At 72.4% G+C, this 17,107-nt stretch carries 16 protein-coding genes and 1 riboswitch; of the genes, 7 read left to right on the top strand and 9 right to left on the bottom strand.

The window, feature by feature from the left end:
* Window positions 1-36: 36 nt before the first annotated feature.
* The 4 genes from FLW16_RS00975 to FLW16_RS00960 are packed head-to-tail and all read right to left on the bottom strand — an operon-like array spanning window position 37 to window position 2,844.
* Entirely contained in the window at window positions 37-471 is a 435-nt protein-coding gene (locus FLW16_RS00975) for a DUF5304 family protein (protein WP_142556605.1), read from the bottom strand.
* Window positions 468-1,628 carry an ArsA family ATPase gene (locus tag FLW16_RS00970; protein WP_142556603.1) on the bottom strand — a complete coding sequence of 387 codons (1,161 nt, stop codon included), beginning with the start codon at window positions 1,626-1,628 and terminating at the stop codon, window positions 468-470. The genes FLW16_RS00975 and FLW16_RS00970 overlap by 4 nt, the downstream gene beginning before the upstream one ends.
* Window positions 1,625-2,062, bottom strand: coding sequence for an SRPBCC family protein (locus tag FLW16_RS00965; RefSeq protein ID WP_142556602.1), 438 nt, complete (start codon window positions 2,060-2,062; stop codon window positions 1,625-1,627). The genes FLW16_RS00970 and FLW16_RS00965 overlap by 4 nt, the downstream gene beginning before the upstream one ends.
* Window positions 2,063-2,076: 14 nt before the next feature.
* Window positions 2,077-2,844, bottom strand: coding sequence for a metallophosphoesterase (locus FLW16_RS00960; protein ID WP_142556600.1), 768 nt, complete (start codon window positions 2,842-2,844; stop codon window positions 2,077-2,079).
* A 238-nt stretch (window positions 2,845-3,082) separates the two neighbouring features.
* On the opposite strand from FLW16_RS00960, the gene FLW16_RS00955 reads away from it, so the two are divergent.
* From FLW16_RS00955 to FLW16_RS00940, 4 genes are all read left to right on the top strand, one after another.
* The gene (locus tag FLW16_RS00955) at window positions 3,083-4,882 is read left to right on the top strand and encodes a long-chain fatty acid--CoA ligase (protein WP_142556598.1); all 1,800 of its coding nucleotides are present in this window, start codon (window positions 3,083-3,085) and stop codon (window positions 4,880-4,882) included.
* Window positions 4,883-5,188: 306 nt separating this feature from the next.
* Window positions 5,189-6,022, top strand: a complete 834-nt coding sequence (locus tag FLW16_RS00950) for an SAM-dependent methyltransferase (protein ID WP_142556596.1) — start codon at window positions 5,189-5,191, stop codon at window positions 6,020-6,022.
* Window positions 6,023-6,286: 264 nt separating this feature from the next.
* A complete protein-coding gene (locus tag FLW16_RS00945; RefSeq protein ID WP_142556594.1) occupies window positions 6,287-6,760 on the top strand; it encodes a manganese catalase family protein in 474 nt (157 codons plus the stop codon).
* A 233-nt stretch (window positions 6,761-6,993) separates the two neighbouring features.
* Window positions 6,994-8,250, top strand: coding sequence for an Nramp family divalent metal transporter (locus tag FLW16_RS00940; RefSeq protein ID WP_260614739.1), 1,257 nt, complete (start codon window positions 6,994-6,996; stop codon window positions 8,248-8,250).
* A gap of 13 nt (window positions 8,251-8,263) precedes the next feature.
* Here the strand turns inward: FLW16_RS00940 and FLW16_RS00935 are convergent, their stop codons facing one another.
* The 5 genes from FLW16_RS00935 to FLW16_RS00915 all read right to left on the bottom strand — a co-directional run bounded on the left by FLW16_RS00935 (window position 8,264) and on the right by FLW16_RS00915 (window position 14,049).
* Window positions 8,264-9,373 (bottom strand): glycosyltransferase family 4 protein, encoded by a 1,110-nt coding sequence (locus FLW16_RS00935; RefSeq protein ID WP_142556592.1) that lies wholly within the window; start codon window positions 9,371-9,373, stop codon window positions 8,264-8,266.
* 111 nt (window positions 9,374-9,484) lie between these two features.
* Complete coding sequence (locus FLW16_RS00930) at window positions 9,485-10,399, bottom strand: hypothetical protein (protein WP_142556590.1); 915 nt, start codon at window positions 10,397-10,399, stop codon at window positions 9,485-9,487.
* A 117-nt stretch (window positions 10,400-10,516) separates the two neighbouring features.
* A complete protein-coding gene (locus FLW16_RS00925; RefSeq protein ID WP_260614738.1) occupies window positions 10,517-11,089 on the bottom strand; it encodes a C40 family peptidase in 573 nt (190 codons plus the stop codon).
* Between the two features lie 74 nt (window positions 11,090-11,163).
* A riboswitch (cyclic di-AMP (ydaO/yuaA leader) is annotated at window positions 11,164-11,318 on the bottom strand.
* 315 nt (window positions 11,319-11,633) lie between these two features.
* Window positions 11,634-12,596 (bottom strand): C40 family peptidase, encoded by a 963-nt coding sequence (locus tag FLW16_RS00920; RefSeq protein WP_142556588.1) that lies wholly within the window; start codon window positions 12,594-12,596, stop codon window positions 11,634-11,636.
* A gap of 136 nt (window positions 12,597-12,732) precedes the next feature.
* On the bottom strand, window positions 12,733-14,049 hold the full coding sequence (locus FLW16_RS00915; protein WP_142556586.1) for an NYN domain-containing protein: 1,317 nt from the start codon (window positions 14,047-14,049) through the stop codon (window positions 12,733-12,735).
* A gap of 325 nt (window positions 14,050-14,374) precedes the next feature.
* Between FLW16_RS00915 and FLW16_RS00910 the strand changes: the two genes are divergently transcribed.
* From FLW16_RS00910 to FLW16_RS00900, 3 genes are all read left to right on the top strand, one after another.
* Window positions 14,375-14,944, top strand: coding sequence for a GNAT family N-acetyltransferase (locus tag FLW16_RS00910; protein ID WP_142556584.1), 570 nt, complete (start codon window positions 14,375-14,377; stop codon window positions 14,942-14,944).
* 78 nt (window positions 14,945-15,022) lie between these two features.
* Window positions 15,023-16,744, top strand: a complete 1,722-nt coding sequence (locus tag FLW16_RS00905) for a DEDD exonuclease domain-containing protein (RefSeq protein WP_142556582.1) — start codon at window positions 15,023-15,025, stop codon at window positions 16,742-16,744.
* Between the two features lie 67 nt (window positions 16,745-16,811).
* Window positions 16,812-17,099: an Lrp/AsnC family transcriptional regulator gene (locus FLW16_RS00900; RefSeq protein WP_079313341.1), complete on the top strand. Its 288-nt coding sequence runs from the start codon at window positions 16,812-16,814 to the stop codon at window positions 17,097-17,099.
* The last annotated feature ends 8 nt before the right edge of the window (window positions 17,100-17,107 follow it).

Below are 17,107 nucleotides of genomic sequence, written 5' to 3'. Positions count from 1 at the left end.
TGGCAATCCCGCCGTCGCCCGCCCTTAACCGGCCCGTCATCCCAGGTCGATGTGCTCGACCTTCGACTCGCCGGATCGCCGCTCCCCGGTCGAGCGTGACGGGGGGCGCTGGAGGGCGTCGACCGCCTCGCGGAACGCCGCGAACAGCTCTCCGCCCGCCGCGATCAGGTGGCCGGTGACGTCGCCGCCGGACTCGCGGCGTGCCGCGATGACCCGGCACACCGGGCAGGCCCGGCAGACGTACTCGTCGTGGTCCTCCGAGACGGCCTCGCTCCACACGTCGCCGCCCCGGTCGCTCGCGCCGGCGCCGCCGAAGGCGGATCCGAAGCCGCTCACGCCGCCCTTCACGAGCCCCTTGCCGAACTCCCGGCCCATCCGCCGCTGTACGGCGTCCAGCAGCTTCATCGCCTCCTCCGCCGCCGACCCGAGCGGGTCCTGGCTGCGCGAAGTGGTGTCGTTGGAATCCGTCATTTCGCCCCTCCTGCCTCGAACCGTACCCGGAGCCGGCCGTCCCGGAGCGCGGCCGAGGAGATCTCACGCCGGGCGAGGGCCGCGGGCAGGGCGATGACGCGCCGGTAGGACCCCGCGGTGACGATGATGTCGTCCCCCTTGCGGGCGAGGTCGAGATCGTCGCGGTCCGCGAGCGGCAGGGACAGCGCCAGCTCGTCGGTGGTGAAGCGCAGCGGCGGCTCGACGTCGGGGCGCGCGAAGGGATCCCGGTCCGCGTACATCCGCGCGGCGAGGCCCGAGAGGGCGTCGGTGCCGACCGGCTCCGCCGGAAGATAGGGGACCGTGAGGACGGGCAGCGGCGCGAACGACTCGTGCACCGCGGCGAGCTGCCTGGCCTGGGCCTCCACCCAGCCCAGCCGCCACTCGTCGGCGCCCTCCGCGGGGAAGACCCGGTTGGCGATCACCGCGTCGACGCGGTAGCCGTACAGGCTGAGCGAGGTGAGGGTGCGGCGGGCCTCGGCGACGACCACGGCCTCGGGGGTCAGCACGAGCCGCACGGACGCGTCGTCGCCGGTCAGCAGCGCGCGCACCTCCAGCAGGCCGCGGTGCAGCCGCTCCCCCGCCGAGACGACCTCGCCCTCGGGCACGCTCACCTTGGCGACATGCCGGATGACCGGCGACAGCGCCCTGAGCATCCGCCTGCCGGTGGGAAGCAGGCGGTTGACGTGCCAGTCGAGCGCCTCCGGCAGGGCGAGCAGGCGCAGCGTCTCCGCGGTCGGCGCGCAGTCGACGACGATCACGTCCCAGCGGCCGGTGCGGGCCTGCTCACGCAGTTCGAGCAGCGCGAGGATCTCCTCGGCGCCGGGCAGTACGGTGATCTCCTCGGCGGTGACCTCGTCGAGACCGAGCTCGGCCAGCACGTTGCCGGCGTAGTCGCGTAACTCGCCCCAGTGCCGCTCCAGCGACTTCTGGGTGTCCACCTGCTGCAGGTGGAGGCCGGGCGCGGCCTCGACCGGCTCGGACGAGGGCGGCACGCCGAGCGCGTCGGCGAGCGAGTGCGCGGTGTCGGTGGAGACGACCAGCGTCTTGTTGCCCCGCTCGGCGGCGAGCGTGGCGGTCGCGGCGGCCGCCGTGGTCTTGCCGACCCCGCCCTTCCCCGTGAAGAGGAGGATCCTCATCGGCTCTCGACGCGCCGCTTGAGCCCCTTCAGCGCGGTGTCGACGATGACCTTCTCGGCCTTGCGCTTGATCATGCCGATCATCGGGACCTTCAGGTCCACGGCGAGGTCGTAGGTGACCTCGGTGCCGCCGCCGTTCTCGGTCAGGCGGTAGCTGCCGGTCAGGCCCGAGAGCATCTTCCCGGCCTCGGCCATCCGCCAGCTCACGCCCGCGTCGTCGTCCCAGTCGTACCCGAGGACGTACTCGTCGCTGATCACGCCCGCGTCGAGGACGAAGCGGACCCGGGAGGCACGGCCGTCGGCGTCCGTCTCCAGGACCTCGGCCTTCTTCACCTGGCCGGCCCACTCCGGATAGGCCGGGAAGTCGGCGATGACGGCCATGATTGTCGACCGGCCGGCGCCGATCGTGATGCTCGACGAAGTGCGATCAGCCATGCGCCCACCGTACTTCACCATTCCAGGGCGAAAGGCGTGCCACGGCCGCGGAAATGGCCGACGTTGACGCATTCCGTGCGCCCGACACGGGTGCGGCTGACCAGCGGCTGGTGGACGTGGCCGAACAACGCGAAGCGCGGCTGCGTCCTCCTGATCGCCTCCAGCGTGGCCTCGCTCCCCCGTTCGAACCTCCGGGCCACCACGTCGTACAGCAGGTCGGGGATCGCGGGCGGGATGTGGCAGCACAACACGTCCACCTCGCCGACCGCCTCGACCTTGCGCGCGTACTCCTCGTCGTCGATCTCGTACGGCGTGCGGTACTTGGTGCGCAGGCCGCCGCCGACGAACCCGAAGGTCAGCCCGCCGATCTCGACCACCTCGCCGTCCAGGACCCGCTGCCCGGGCCGCAGATGGTCGGCCCACATGCGCGGCAGGTCCACGTTGCCGTACGTGAGGTAGGCCGGCGTCGGCATGGCGGAGAAGATCTGCTCGTACTGGCGGCGGACCGCCGCCTCCATGAGGTCGCGGGGGTCGCCGTCGAGGGAGGCCCACAGACCGGCCGACAGCTGCCGCGCCTCGTCGAAGCGGCCCGCCGTGCGCAGTTCCACGTACTCGCTCGCCTTCTCCGCGCCGAACAGGTCGGGGAAGATGCCCTGCGAGTGGTCGGCGTAGTCGATGAACAGGAGCAGGTCGCCGAGGCAGATCAGGGCGTCGGCCCCGTCGCCCGCGCGGGCGAGCGCGCCGGCCCGGCCATGGACGTCGCTGACGACGTGGATGCGCATGGGGGACATGGTAACGGCCGCTTTACCTAGCAGCCGCTTGGGTAACGGAAAGGTGTCGGGCCCGCCGCGCGGGGGACACTGATAGCGTCGATTTGTCCCTGGATAACGCCTGGGTGACGGACCTACCCATGCGTAACATCGCGCGGTAGCGTCCGGTGAGACACGAAGAGTTATGCCCGCAACGCGGTCCCCGCTCTGCGCTCCGGGGACCGCGCGGCCGTGCGCGAAGGAGTGACCCGTGCGCGAGTTCAGCGTTCCCGTGCTGGTGGACGTGCCCCCGTCCGCGAACTGCACCGACGTGGTGTTCCAGCGCGGCGTGGACGAGCCGGACGCCGTCGTCATACGCCGCAAGGAGGACGAGGACCCGGCCACGCCGTGGACGCCGGTCACCGCCGCGCAGTTCAGGGACAAGGTGGCGGCCGTCGCCAAGGGACTGATCGCCGCCGGGATCGAACCCGGCGACCGGGTCGGGCTGATGTCGCGCACCCGCTACGAATGGACGGTCGCCGACTACGCCATCTGGGCGGCGGGCGCGGTCGGGGTGCCGATCTACGAGACCTCCTCGGCCGACCAGGTGAAGTGGATCCTGACCGACAGCGGCGCCAAGGCCGCGTTCGTGGAGACGGCCGCGCACGAGGAGACCGTCCGCGAGGCCGTGCCCGGGCTGCCGCTGCTGTGGCGCGTCGACGACGGCGGGTTCGCCGAGCTGGAGCGCCTCGGCGTGGAGGTGACCAACGACACGCTGGCCGAGCGCAGGGCGAGCCGCGGCGGACGCGACCTCGCCACGATCATCTACACCTCAGGCACCACCGGCATGCCGAAGGGCTGCCGCCTGACCCACGACAACCTGCTGTTCACCGCGCGCAACGTCTCTCACGGGCCGCTGGAGACGCTGTTCGACGTGGAGGGCCGGGCCGCGCTGCTCTTCCTTCCCCTGGCCCACAGCTTCGCCAGGCTCATCCAGATCGTCCTGATCGAGACCGGCACCGTGCTCGCGCACAGCCCGAACATGAAGAACGTGGCCCCCGACCTGCGGGAGTTCAAGCCCACGTTCCTGCTGGGCGTGCCGCGGGTGTTCGAGAAGGTCTACAACGCCGCCGAGCAGAAGGCCAGCGCGGAGGGCAAGGGCAAGATCTTCCACGCCGCCGTACGGGCCGCGATCGAGTGGAGCAAGGCCGAGAGCACCGGCGGGGCCGGCCTCGGCGCCCGGCTCAAGCACGCGGCCTTCGACAAGCTCGTGTACGGCAAGCTGCGGGCGGCCACCGGCGGCGCGCTGACGGCGGCGGTCTCCGGCGGCTCGGCCCTCGGCGAGCGGCTCGGCCACTTCTTCCGCGGCGTGGGGATCGAGGTGTTCGAGGGCTGGGGGCTGACCGAGACCAGCGCGCCCTCCACCGTCAACATCCCTGGCGCCAACAAGATCGGCACGGTCGGCAAGCCGTTCCCCGGCGTGAGCATCCGCATCGCCGACGACGGCGAGATCCTGGTGAAGGGCCGCCACGTCTTCGACGGCTACTGGAACAACGAGCGCGCCACCAAGGAGGCGATCGACCCGGAGGGCTGGTTCCACACCGGGGACGTCGGCCGCCTCGACGAACACGGCTACCTCAGCATCACCGGCCGCAAGAAGGAGATCCTCGTCACCGCCGGCGGCAAGAACGTCGCCCCGGCCCCGCTCGAGGACGCCATCCGGGCGCACCGCCTGATCAGTCAGGTCATGGTCGTCGGCGACGGCAAGCCGTTCATCGGGGCGATCGTCACCCTCGACCACGAGGCGATGGAGCAGTGGAAGCAGGCCAACGGCCGCTCCGGCGCCTCCATGACCGAGCTCTGCTCCGACCCGGACGTCGTCGCGGAGGTGCAGCAGGCCGTGGACGACGCCAACCGGATGGTCTCCAAGGCCGAGCAGATCAAGAAGTTCAGCATCCTCGACATCGAGCTGAGCGAGGAGACCGGCCACGTCACGCCGAAGCAGTCGATCAAGCGGCACGTCGTGGCCCGCGACTTCGCCAAGCAGATCGACGAGCTGTACGGCGACTGAGCGAGCCTGGGTGCGCCGAAACATGTCGAGGATTCTTGAAAAGTTTCGGCCGTTTCGGCGCACCGTGCGAGCGGAGCGGGACACGGTCGCGGAGACCGGCCGCGCGGCCTGGGACTTGGTGTGATTAGGGCAGCCGGATCGTACTGATTGGTGCGGATCTTCTGCGCCCCGGCCGAAGACGACCTGCGGCGATACCTGATCGACCTCGCGGAATGCCGAAAATATCGCGGCTGGCCCGCAATATTGCGCTTTGCTTGACTATGCTCCAGACGCATCCCATGATCGATGGCTGGAGAAGGGCGGGCGATGGGCGACAGGGTCGGCAGCTGGAACTGGACGCACCGCGATCCCGACTACCTCCCGCCGGAGGTCGACACGACCAAGCCCAGCATCGCGCGGGTGTACGACGCGTTCCTGGGCGGCAAGGACAACTTCGCGGCGGACCGCGCGGTCGCCATGGAGGGCATGCGGCACTTCCCCGACCGCGGCGAGGGCGCCCGCAACAACCGGGCCATGCTGTTCCGCGGCGTGAAGTACATGGCCGAGCAGGGCATCGACCAGTTCCTCGACATCGGCTCGGGCCTGCCCACGATGGACAACACCCACTCGGTCGCGCAGCGGATCAACCCCGCCGCGAAGGTCGTCTACGTGGACAACGACCCCATCGTGCTGGCCCACGCGCGGGCGATCCTGCAGACCGACGAGCGCACCCGCGTGATCACCGCGGACATGCGCGAGCCCGAGGTGATCCTCAACCACCCCGAGGTCGAGGGCTTCCTCGACTTCTCCCGGCCCGTCGGCCTGCTGCTGGTGGCCGTGGTCCACCACCTCGCCGACGCGGAGGACCCGAACGGCCTCGTGGACGCCTACAAGGCGCGCCTGTCCCCGGGCAGCTACATGCAGCTCACCCACTTCTGCTCCTGCGCGCCGGAGATGCGCGAACTGGAGGCGGTGCTGCTGCAGATGCTCGGCACCGGCCGGGCCCGGGACATGCCCGAGATCGTGCGGTTCTTCGACGGCCTCGACCTGGTCGAGCCCGGGGTGGTGCACGTGCCCGAGTGGCGCCCCGAGGAACCCGTGCGGTACCCCCTCGACCTCGGCGGCGTCTGCGTCGCCGGCGGCATCGGCCGCAAATCCTGACCGGCCGGTCTCCGCTCCTTCTCCGGCCCGCTCGCGCACGCCGATGTGTCGCATATGCGCGAACAGCTGGCTCTTCGCACCTAATCACGGCGTGGGACGGCACCTGTCCATCCATTGGATCCTTCGTTAGGTGTCGCTCCTGTGGTCCCGTTGCGGCACGTGTTGGGATTTATGCGTGACCCCCCACCCCACGCACCAGCGGGGTCGCGCCCTTGGCCCGCGTAAGGCCTGCGGCTCCCTGTGGTTTCCTACGCGAGGAGTCCCATGTTCCGGCACAACCGGCGCCTGCAGTTCGAGGCCAAGCCCGAAAAGCCCGACCCGGTGTACGCGCGCAAACTCCTCGAAGGCGCGCCCTCCACCGCGGTCACGAAGACGGCCACCGCCGACCCCGCGCTCGGCGCGGTCCTGGGCGGGATGGACCCGCAGCAGGCCATCGTCGCCGGCGGAGGCCCGCTGCCCGCCGACAGCAACGGATACCCCTGGAACGGCCGCTACATCGTCGCGGGCGGCGACGGCGCCGAGGCCCAGGCGGGCGGCTGGGCGAGCGGGCCGCAGCCCGACGGCCGCCACCGGTTCGCCTATCTCCTCGACCCGGAGCCGCTCGGGGACCTCGCCATGGCGCCGCCGCCCGACCCGAAGCTGTACGACACCTACGACGGCAGCGTGGGCGAGCCCAAGAGCCCCGCCCTCGGCACCGAGGTGGGCCCCGTGGGCAAGCTCAAGGACAAGCTCACCTGACCGAGCCCCCGTCGAGCCCGCGAGCGCATGCGGAGGCCGGTCGGACACCGTCGCTCTTTACAACCGCGCCGCGCCCGGCCCACGGAGCCCGCGCCGTTCCGCGCGCGCCGTCCCGCACCGCGTGCCGCCTCCGGCCGCCGGAGAACGCGCCCAGACCGGCGTGGTGGGGCACCCGCCGTGCCGCACGCCCGATTTCCCGCCTGTGAGGCTTTCGTACTTCCTGTGAGGCTTTCGTGCTCGACTCCCGCCGTCCCCTGAACGGGCCCGCGCCCGCCGCACCCGCCGAGAGGCGGGCGGCGCCGGGCCGTCTGGCGCGGCTGGCCGGCCTGTGCGGTCCCGCCTTCGTCGTCTCCGTGGCGTACGTCGATCCGGGCAACTTCGCGACCAACATGGCGGGCGGCGCCCAGTACGGGACGATGCTGCTGTGGGTGATCGCCCTCGCGAACGTACCGGCCATGTTCGTGCAGGCGCTTTCGGCCAAACTCGGCATCGTCACCGGCCGCAACCTGCCCGAGCTGTGCCGCGACCACCTGCCGCGCCGGGTGAGCCTGCCGCTGTGGGTGCAGGCCGAGCTGGTCGCCGCCGCCACCGACCTGGCCGAGTTCATCGGCGGGGCGATCGCCCTGAACCTGCTGTTCGGCGTGCCGCTGCTGCCGGCCGCCGCTGTCACGGCCGTCGTCTCCTCGCTGCTGCTCATGCTCGCGCCGCGCGGACGCCGCCGGTTCGAGGCGACCATCGCCGCGATGCTCGGTGTGGTCCTGGCCGGCATCGCCTACCAGGTGCTGCTGTCGGGGTCCCTCGCGGGTGTGGCGGGCGGCTTCGTGCCCCGCCTGGCCGGGACCGACAGCCTGCTGCCGGCCACCGGGATCATCGGGGCGACCGTCATGCCCCACGTCGTCTACCTGCACTCGGCCCTCACCCAGCACCAGGGCGCGGACGGCGGTCGCAGGGAGGCCGTGCGCGCCAGCAGGATGGACATCGCCGTCGCCCTCGGCACCGCCGGGCTGGTGAACATGGCGATGCTGACCGTGGCCGCCGTCACGTTCGGCGGCGGCGATCCCGGCAGCCTGCAGGCCGTCCACGCCGGCCTCGGGCAGGTCCTCGGCCCCGGGGCGGCCGTCGCGTTCGCGCTCGCCCTGCTCGCCTCCGGCCTGGCCTCCTCCAGCGTGGGGACCTACGCCGGGCAGGTGATCATGGCGGGGGTCCTGCGCCGCCGCGTGCCGATCCTGGCGCGGCGGCTGGTCACGATCATCCCGGCCATGGCGGTCCTGGCCGCCGGGGTGGACCCCACGCGGGCGCTCGTGCTGAGCCAGGTCGCGCTGTCCTTCGGCATCCCGTTCGCCCTGGTCCCGCTCGTGGCGTTCACCGGCAGCAGGAAGCTGATGGGCGATCTCGTCAACCGCCGCCTCACCACCGTCGCCGGCGTCGTCGTCGCCGGCGTGATCTGCGCGCTGAACGGCTTCCTCCTCGTGGAGGTGTTCACCGGCTGAAAGCGGCCTTCCGTCACAGCAGCGCGGCGAACCGGGCCGCGACGAGGTCCCACCGCCACTCCTCCTCGATCCAGGCCCGGCCCCGCTCGCCCATCTCGCGGGCGCGGGCCGGGTCGGCCAGCAGGTCGCACAGCGCGCCCGCCACCGCCGTGTGCGACGTGCCGTCGACCACCAGGCCCGTCTCACCGTGCCGTACGGCGTCGGGGGCGCCCCCGGAGGAGCCGGCGACCACCGGCAGCCCCGTGGCCGACGCCTCCAGGTAGACGATGCCGAGGCCCTCGACGTCGAGCCCCCCGAACCTGCTGCGGCACGGCATGGCGAACACGTCGCCCGCGTCGTAGTAGGCCGGGAGGGACGCCCAGGGGACGGACCCGGTGACGACCACCGAGCCGCGCAGCCCGGTCCGGGCGGCCGTCCGCTCCAGCGACCGCCGTAGGGGGCCGCCGCCGACCAGGAGCAGGACCGCGCCGGGAACCCGCCGCAGGACGAGCGGCCAGGCCCGCAGCAGCACGTCCTGGCCCTTGCGCGGCACCAGCCGGGAGACGCACACGACCACCGGCCGGTCGCCCAGTCCGAGGGACGCGCGGACCTTGTCGCCGCCCGCCCCCGGGTGGAAGGCGGCGGTGTCCACGCCGGGCGCGAGCCGTACGAGCCTGGAGGCGGGGACGACCCGGGCGATCCGGCGGCGGGTGTACTCGCCGAGGTAGGTCACGACGTCGGCCCCCGCGCCGATGCGGCGCAGCAGGGCGCGCGCGCCCGGCAGGCGGGCCCACGACGCCTCGTGCCCATGCGTGAGCATCACGATCCGGCCCGCGCCCGCGGCGCGCAGGACGGGAGCGAGCAGCCCCAGCGGCGCCGCCGCCCCGAAGACGACGGTGGCGCCGTCCTCGACCAGCGCCGCCGCCCTCCTCGCCACCGAGCGCGTCGGCAGCATCAGCGAGGACGGATGACGGACCACCTCGTACGGCTGGCGGGCGTCGAACTCCTCGCACCCCTTCCAGCGTGGGGCGTACACGACCACGGAGCCGGGCGGCCTGCGCGAGGCGAGGCCGTGCACGAACGCCTGGATGCCGCCCGGTCTGGGCGGGAAGTCGTTCGTGACGATCAGCGTCCGCTTCGTCATCCTCACCCCCGCTGCCGGCGTGGTCGCGCGGTCCGCCCGCGCCGCCCGAGAACGCATTGTCGCAGCCGCGGTCGCACCCGCACCTCATGGAGATCAGGCGTCCCACGGAGATCAGGACCGGGCGAGCTGCTCGCGCGCGTACGACCGCCATTCGCGGGTCAGGCCGTCGGCGGACAGCCCGAGAACCTCCCGCAGCGCGACGCCGATCCCCTCGCGCAGCGTGGCGTGGTAGAGGGCGACCAGCCTCCGCTCCCCGAACCGGGCCGCGACGTAGCGGCAGGCGAGCCACGCCTCCTCGTACGCCTGGGCGGGCCTGGCGGCGAAGTCGGCGGGCCCCGGCAGGCCGTTCAGCGCCGCCCTCCCCGCGGCCACGTCGGCGGCCAGTTCGGCGGCGACCGTACGGACCGGCAGTCCGCTGTCCAGGTAGCCCACGTAGTCGGCGAAGCCCTCCATGAGCCACATCGGCACCGCGTGGGGACCGGTGGTCGCGACGTGCGTCAGCTCATGGGTCACGACGACCAGGCGGCCGGTCGCGGACAGGCGGGCGAACGCCGCCGGCTGCACGATCACGCGGCCGCCGGTGGCGACGGCCGCCAGGCCGTCCACCTTCGCCGGCGCGGCCAGCACGGCGGCCTGCTCCTCGGTGCGCGGCACGAGGACCACCGCGCCGCCGTACCCGCCCCAGATCCTCGTGACCGTGCGGCCCGCGCGATCGGCCAGCGCGGCGATCTCGGCGACCAGCGGCCGGGGCGACCCGACGACGACCGCGCGCTCGCCGCGGGCGACGGAGGCGCCGGTCCACATGCCCGGTCGCTCCCGCACGGCGGCCCGGGCGTCCAGTCGCAGGGCAAGCAGCGGGTCGGGCGGGGCCGCGGCGGCCGGCCCGGTGAGCAGCACGGCCAGCGCGGCGGCCACGGCCGCGATCCGGCGGGGACGGACCCCGTGAGGCGGAACTTCGGGCCGGCGCCGCTCGGCCTCGGCGCGCGCGCCCGGCACGCCCGCGGGCACGCCGCTCGTGGCAGTCACGCCGTGCATGGTAAGCCGTGCATGGTAACCAGCACGTGCCACGGCCCCGTCCACCTCGGCGAGGTGGACGGGGCCGTAGGGACGGCGCCGGTCGAGGGGGCTGGTGACCGGTGCCCGTCAGACGCCCGGACGGACGGCACCCACGAAGGTGCTCCTCCGGTAGGCGTCCAGCTTGTCGATCCGCACCCGCGTGCCGGTGTGCGGAGCGTGGATCATCTTGCCGTGCCCGACGTACATGCCGACGTGGCCGCCTCCGCTGGTGAAGATCAGGTCACCGGGCTCGAAGTGACCCCAGGACACCTTCTTCCTGACCGCGCCGCGGATGGACCACGTCGTGCGCGGCAGCCGTACGCCCGCCTTACGCCAGGCGTACTGGACCAGGCCCGAGCAGTCGAACGCGCCCGGTCCCGTCGCTCCGTAGCGGTAGGGGTCGCCGATCTGCTTCTCCGCGACCTTCACCGCGCGCTGGGCCTTGGTTCGCTGCAGCGAGGCCCTGCCGATCTTCCGCTTGGCGGAGTGCTTCTTGGTCTGCCGCTTCTTCGCGGCGGCCTTGCGGGCGGCGGCGTCCGCGCTCTTCGCGGCGCCCGTCTTCGTGCCCGACTTCGTCGCTGTGGCCGTCTTGACGACCGTGACCGTCACCGTGTCGGCCGCCGCCGGATGTGCTCCGGCGACCCCTACGGATGCCGTCAAAGCGGCACCACCAAGGGCAATTCGGGCAAGACGGGACAGACTAGCGGGGGTGGTAGACAGGATCTCTCCTCGGGTCTTCCGCTCACGCCTACCGGGTTAGCTGACGGGTTCGGGCGGGGAAGTCGCCCTACGGCGCGCGATGCGCCGATTCACCCCGGACCTTCGCGTGAAGGTCGATGGTTCCCCGGCTCCGTGCCTCCTGACTGCACGGACTCGGCAGGCCACCGGCGCCGGGGGATCCCGCTAAGGGGAGGGTGATGGAGGACGCCGATGACGGTGGATGACTGCGCGACCCGGCCGGCCGGACCGGGTGCGCCGCGGCGAGGCGTACTCGCCGCGGCCCAGAAGCTACCGAGGACCCGCCGCGTTCGGCAAAGCCCTCCCGCCGGATAAAGATCGGATAACGAAGGCCGCGGCGAAGAAAGCGCAGCTTACCCGCCCCACAAACGGATAAATGTGACTCTGCTCACAATCTCGGCAACAGCGGCCAAATCGGGTCACATGAGCCACAAAAGGCACAGAGATCACAGAGAGGATCGGGCCCTCAGGGACGCACAGCTCCGATGGCGTGATACTCCGCGAGTGTGACAATCTTCACAACATCGCCGGTCTGCGGGGCGTGGACGACCTTGCCGTCGCCGGCGTAGATGCCGACGTGCCCGTATCCGGCGTGCCAGAGCAGGTCGCCCGGCTGGAGCTCGTCCAGCGAGACCCTGCGGCTCGCACCCCAGGCCCACTGTTCGTAGCTGGTCCGGGGCAGTGTCACGCCCGCCGCCGCCCAGGCGGCCTGCACGAGCCCCGAGCAGTCCCAGGAGTCCGGTCCTGTGCCCCCGTAACGGTAGGGCTTGCCGACCTGCTTGTAGGCGAACTGGAGGGCCGACAGCGCGTTGCCGGACGCCGGCCCGGTGTAGACGACGCCGGGACTGTTGGGGTTGCCGGGGTTGAACGTCCCGAGCGAGCGCAGCAGCTTCATCTGCTCCCGGACGAGCTTGTCGACCTTGTCCTTCTCGTCGGCGAGCTCGCCCCTGACGTCCGCGGCCTCCTTGTAGACCGCCTTGCTCTGGTCACGGCGGTCCTTGAGGTCCTTGATGGCGCCCTCGTACTCCCTGAGCCGCCCGGCCCGCTCGGCCGACATGTGGTTGAGCGTGGCGAGGCCGCTGAGCATGGCATCGGGGTTGGAGCTGTAGAAGACGCCGCCCCACGACCCCATCTCGCCGACCTGGTAGCTGCTGACGGCCATCGAGACCAGCCCGGAGCGCAGCGCCTCGACCCGGACGTTCTGCTTCTTGTAGTCGTCGTTGATCGCGAGGTACTTCTGCCTCGCCTTCTTCCACTTCTCGTTGGCCGCGTTGTAGCGGTCCACGAGCTTGTCGGCCTGCTCGTTGAGCTTGCTCAGCTTCGCCTTGGCCTGCGCGACTGTGGGCTTCGGATCCGCCTGCGCGCCCGTCACCGGCGTCAGCAGGACCACGGCGGCCAGACCGGCGGCCACCGGCACACGCCCTCGCACTGAGGCCCCCTTTAGATCAACGAAACCTGCGGCGCGACTCTATCTAGGCGATCTTGAAGCTTCAACCTATTCGCAGGTATTCGCGGCAGTCATCACTCCCCGTGACGACGCCGGTCCGGAGCGCGCGTACGGCGCTTCAGCCGCGGCCGAGACGGCGCAGCAACAGGAGCGAGGGCACCGGCCGGGCGCCCATGCGGCGCACCGACTCGGCCACCTCCCGGTCGGAGGAGACCACGGCGATGGCCCGGCCCGGCGGCTCGGACCGCACCAGCGTGCGGATGAGGTCGTCGGCGATCTCCCCGGGCGCGCTGAACCTCACCCGCACCCCGCGCGGCGCGGACACCTGGACGGGCCCGTTCAGCTCGGCGCCGTCGAACACGCACGTCACCTCCGCCCGCGTCTGCACGGCGAGCCCGCCGAGCCCGGTCAGCAACCGGGCCCGCTGGTCGGCGAGGGTCAGCGACGGGTAACCGGTCTTGGTCACGTTGTAGCCGTCGACGATCAGATGCAGATGGGGGATGGCCAGGAGCTGGTCGAGGAGCTGGGGATCGTCGTTGGCCAGCGCCCGCGCGGGCACGGCCGTCACTCCCGGCTCGCCCGGCAGCACCGCGTTCACGTAGTCGGCCGGCCTGCTGATCGTCGTGGGCAGGCCGAGCTCCTTGCGCAGCCCGGCGGCGGCGTCCTGGAGGGTGTCCAGCAGCACCCGCACCCGGGCGTCCTCGATGCTGCGGCCCTCGCGGGCGGCCCTGCGGCTGGCCTCCAGCTGGCGCTCGGCGTCCGCCAGGCGCTCCCTGAGCCGGCGCAACTCGGTCTCGGCGGCGCCGTTGGCGTTCGCGGCACTGGCCCGCGCCTCGGCCGTCTCCGCCTCCAGCTCGGCCGCCCTGGCCTCGGCGGCCCTGACCCGCTCGCGGGCGTCGTGCAGCTTGCGCCGCAGGTCGGAGTTCTCCGCCCGGGCCGCCTTGAGCTGCTCGCGCACCCGGTCGATCTCCTCCTTGGCGGAGGCACGCTGGGCCGCGAGCTGCTCACGCAGCCGCGTCTCCGCCTGTTCCCGCTGGGTGCCCGCGGCGGCGGCCTGCTCCAGGTCGGTCCGCGCCTGCTCGACCAGGTCGGGCCAGCCGGGCGGGCGGGTGAGGTACGCCGCCGCCGCGACCAGCACCGGCTCGGCCGCGGGGGGCACCGTGCCCTCGGCCAGGCTCGCCACCAGCTCGGGCCAGGCGGTCTCCACCGTCTCGGCCACCCGCTCGCGGAACTCCTTGTCGTTCTCCAGCTGGGCCGCGATCGGCGCGCTGCCCAGACGGGCGCGCTTGCGCGGGTCGAATCTGGCGATGTTGCGCAACGGCGGCGGCACGGCCGCGGCGGGCATCGTGCCCAGCACCTGCGCCGCGACCTCCACCACGTGTAAGCGGACCTGCTCGGGCAACGGACGAGACAGGCCTTCTCCGGCTGAACTCATCTCGTCGCTCCTCGGTCGTGTCCTACAGATCTTCTGCCCACTGCGGTCGCCCCGGCGGCGCCTCGCGGTGCTGTCGCCCCCGAGTGCGAGAACGTCCCCGATGCCCGCCGTCCGCGAGGCCCTGGCCTCGCGGCGCGCCCACCGGACCGCCCTCACACGGCAAGATCTGCGAGACACTCCCTTGTTCTTGTCTTCTTTCAAGGGTACGGCCGTCGCACCGTGTCCATGCCGCGTTCAAGATCTGTGACCGTGCCCCGCGCCGGCGGGGCCGGGCGAGGCACAACCCGTTGGCGGGCGCCCGGGCCCTGTCCCTACGCTTGGCGACGTGTTCACCCCGCCGTACCCGATCACGACCCCCCGGCTGGTCCTGCGCCCCTTCACCGAGGCCGACCTCGACGACCTGCACGCCTTCCACTCCCTGCCGGAGGTCGCCAGATACCTCTACTGGGACGCCCGTACGCGGGAGGAGACGAAGGCCGCGCTCGACCGGAAGATCGCCTGCGCGTCGCTCGGGGAGGACGGCGACGTGCTCAGCGTGGCCGCCGCGCTGGCCGGCGGCGGGCCCGTGATCGGGGACCTCACGCTGTTCCTGCGCAGCCGCGAGCACCGCCAGGGCGAGATCGGCTTCGTCTTCAACCCGGCTCACCAGGGCCGCGGCCTGGCCACCGAGGCGGCCCGCGAGATCCTGCGCATCGGGTTCGAGGGGCTCGGGCTGCACCGGATCCACGGCGGCTGCGACGCGCGCAACACCCCCTCCGCCCGCCTCATGGAGCGGCTCGGCATGCGCCTGGAGGCCCGCCTGGTGGAGAACGAGTTCTTCGCCGGCGCGTGGAGCGACGAGCTGGTCTACGCGATGCTGGCCCGCGAGTGGCGCGCCGGAGCGTCCTCCGCGTAGCCGCCCGCCTGACCGTCGCTTTGCCTCCGCCTGGGGCGGGGGCGGCAATTGTCGGTCGGGACTTCTATGGTCATGGGCGTGGATGCGGTACAGGGCACGCTGGACGAGCTCGGCACTCCCCTGCGGGAGGTGACGTTCGTCGTCTTCGACCTGGAGACCACCGGCGGGTCGGCCGCGGAGCACGCCATCACGGAGATCGGCGCGGTGAAGGTGCGCGGCGGCGAGGTGATCGGCGAGTTCGCCACGCTGGTCGACCCCGGCGGCCCGATCCCGCCGTTCATCTCCGTGCTGACCGGCATCACCGACGCGATGGTCGTGGCCGCGCCGAAGTTCTCCGAGGTGCTGCCGAGCTTCCTGGAGTTCATCGCCGGGGCGGCGCTCGTGGCGCACAACGCGCCGTTCGACATGTCGTTCCTGAAGGCGGCGTGCCAGGTCAACGGCTACCCGCCCCCGGCCAACCCGGTGGTGGACACGGCCGACCTCGCGCGCCGCGTGCTGACCCGCGACGAGACCCCCAACTGCAAGCTGGCCACCCTCGCGCGGGTCTTCCGCAGTTCCACCGAGCCCTGCCACCGGGCGCTGGCCGACGCGAAGGCCACGGTCGACGTGCTGCACGGCCTCATCGCGCGGGTCGGATCGCTCGGCGTGCACACGCTGGAAGACCTGCGCGGCTTCGTGCGCGCCCCCACCCCGGAGCAGCAGCGCAAACGCCACCTCGCCGACGGGGTGCCCGGCAGGCCCGGCGTCTACATCTTCGAGGACGCCAAGGGCGAGGCGCTCTACATCGGGAAGAGCTCCAACCTGCGCAACCGCGTGCGCAGCTACTTCACCGCGAGCGAGACCCGCTCGCGCATCCGCGAGATGGTCGGCATCGCCGAGCGGGTCAGGACGATCGTCTGCGCCACCGCGCTGGAGGCGGAGATCCGCGAGTTGCGGATGATCGGGGCGACCAAGCCGCGCTACAACAGACGGTCCCGCTTCCCCGAGCGGGTGGTCTGGCTCAAGCTGACCGACGAGGCGTTCCCCCGGCTCAGCGTCGTGCGCGAGGTGAAGGACGACGGCGCGGCCTACCTCGGCCCGTTCGGCAGCAGCCGCACCGCCGACGACGCGCGGACCGCCATGCACGAGGCGCTGCCCCTGCGCCAGTGCACCGAGCGGCTGTCGGCCCGCGTGCGGCGCCCCGCCTGCGCGCTCGCCGAGATCGGCCGCTGCGGCGCGCCCTGCGAGGGCCGCGAGAGCGAGGAGAGCTACGCCCGCCACGTCCGCCGCGCCCGGCACGCGATGGAGCTCGACGCGGAGGCGGTCTTCTCGGCGATGGAGGCGCGCATGAGCCGCCTGTCGGCCGAGCAGCGCTACGAGGAGGCGGCCGTCGACCGGGACCGGCTCGCGGCCTACGTCAGGACCGCCGCGCGCATGCAGCGCCTGCGTTCGCTGACCGCCATCCCGCAGATGGTCGCGGCCAGCCCGGCCTTCGACGGGGGCTGGGACATCCACGTCATCCGGCACGGCAGGCTCGCCGCGGCCGGCGTGATGCCCCGGGGCGCCCACCCCACGCCGTACGTGGACGCGCTGGTCGCCACGGCCGAGACGGTCCTGCCCGGTCCCGGCCCCACCCCGGCCGCCAGCGCCGAGGAGACCGAGTGCCTGCTGCGCTGGCTCGACTCCCCCGGCGTGCGCCTCGTCCAGGTCGACGGCACCTGGAGCCTTCCCGCGTACGGCGCGGGGCGGCTGATCGAGCGCATCGAGCGCGCCTACCGGCACCAGCGCGGCGACCGCCGTGAGGGACGGCCCCTGCGGTGACGCGGCGGGAGTGGCACTAAGGTCGGGGGCGACAGACCCGAGCCGCGAGACAGCAGGAGAGACGCGAATGGTCACCGCGATCGTCCACATCAAGGCGGACGTCGACAGGATCCCCGAGGTCGCCGAGGCCATCGCCGAGATCGAGGGCGTCAGCGAGGTGTACTCGATCACCGGCGAGTTCGACCTGCTGGCCATGGTCAGGGTCGGCCGCTACGACGAGGTGGCCGAGGTCGTGCCCGGCCGCGTCAACAAGGTGCCCGGCGTGCGCCACACCGAGACGCACATCGCCTTCCGCACCTACTCCCGCCACGACCTGGAGGCGGCCTTCTCCATCGGCCTCGCCGACGCGGACTGATCCCGCCC

The organism is Microbispora sp. KK1-11, from assembly GCF_006874435.1.
Classification (GTDB): Bacteria; Actinomycetota; Actinomycetes; order Streptosporangiales; family Streptosporangiaceae; genus Microbispora; species Microbispora catharanthi.
This window is presented reverse-complemented; position numbering and strand designations above follow the sequence as displayed.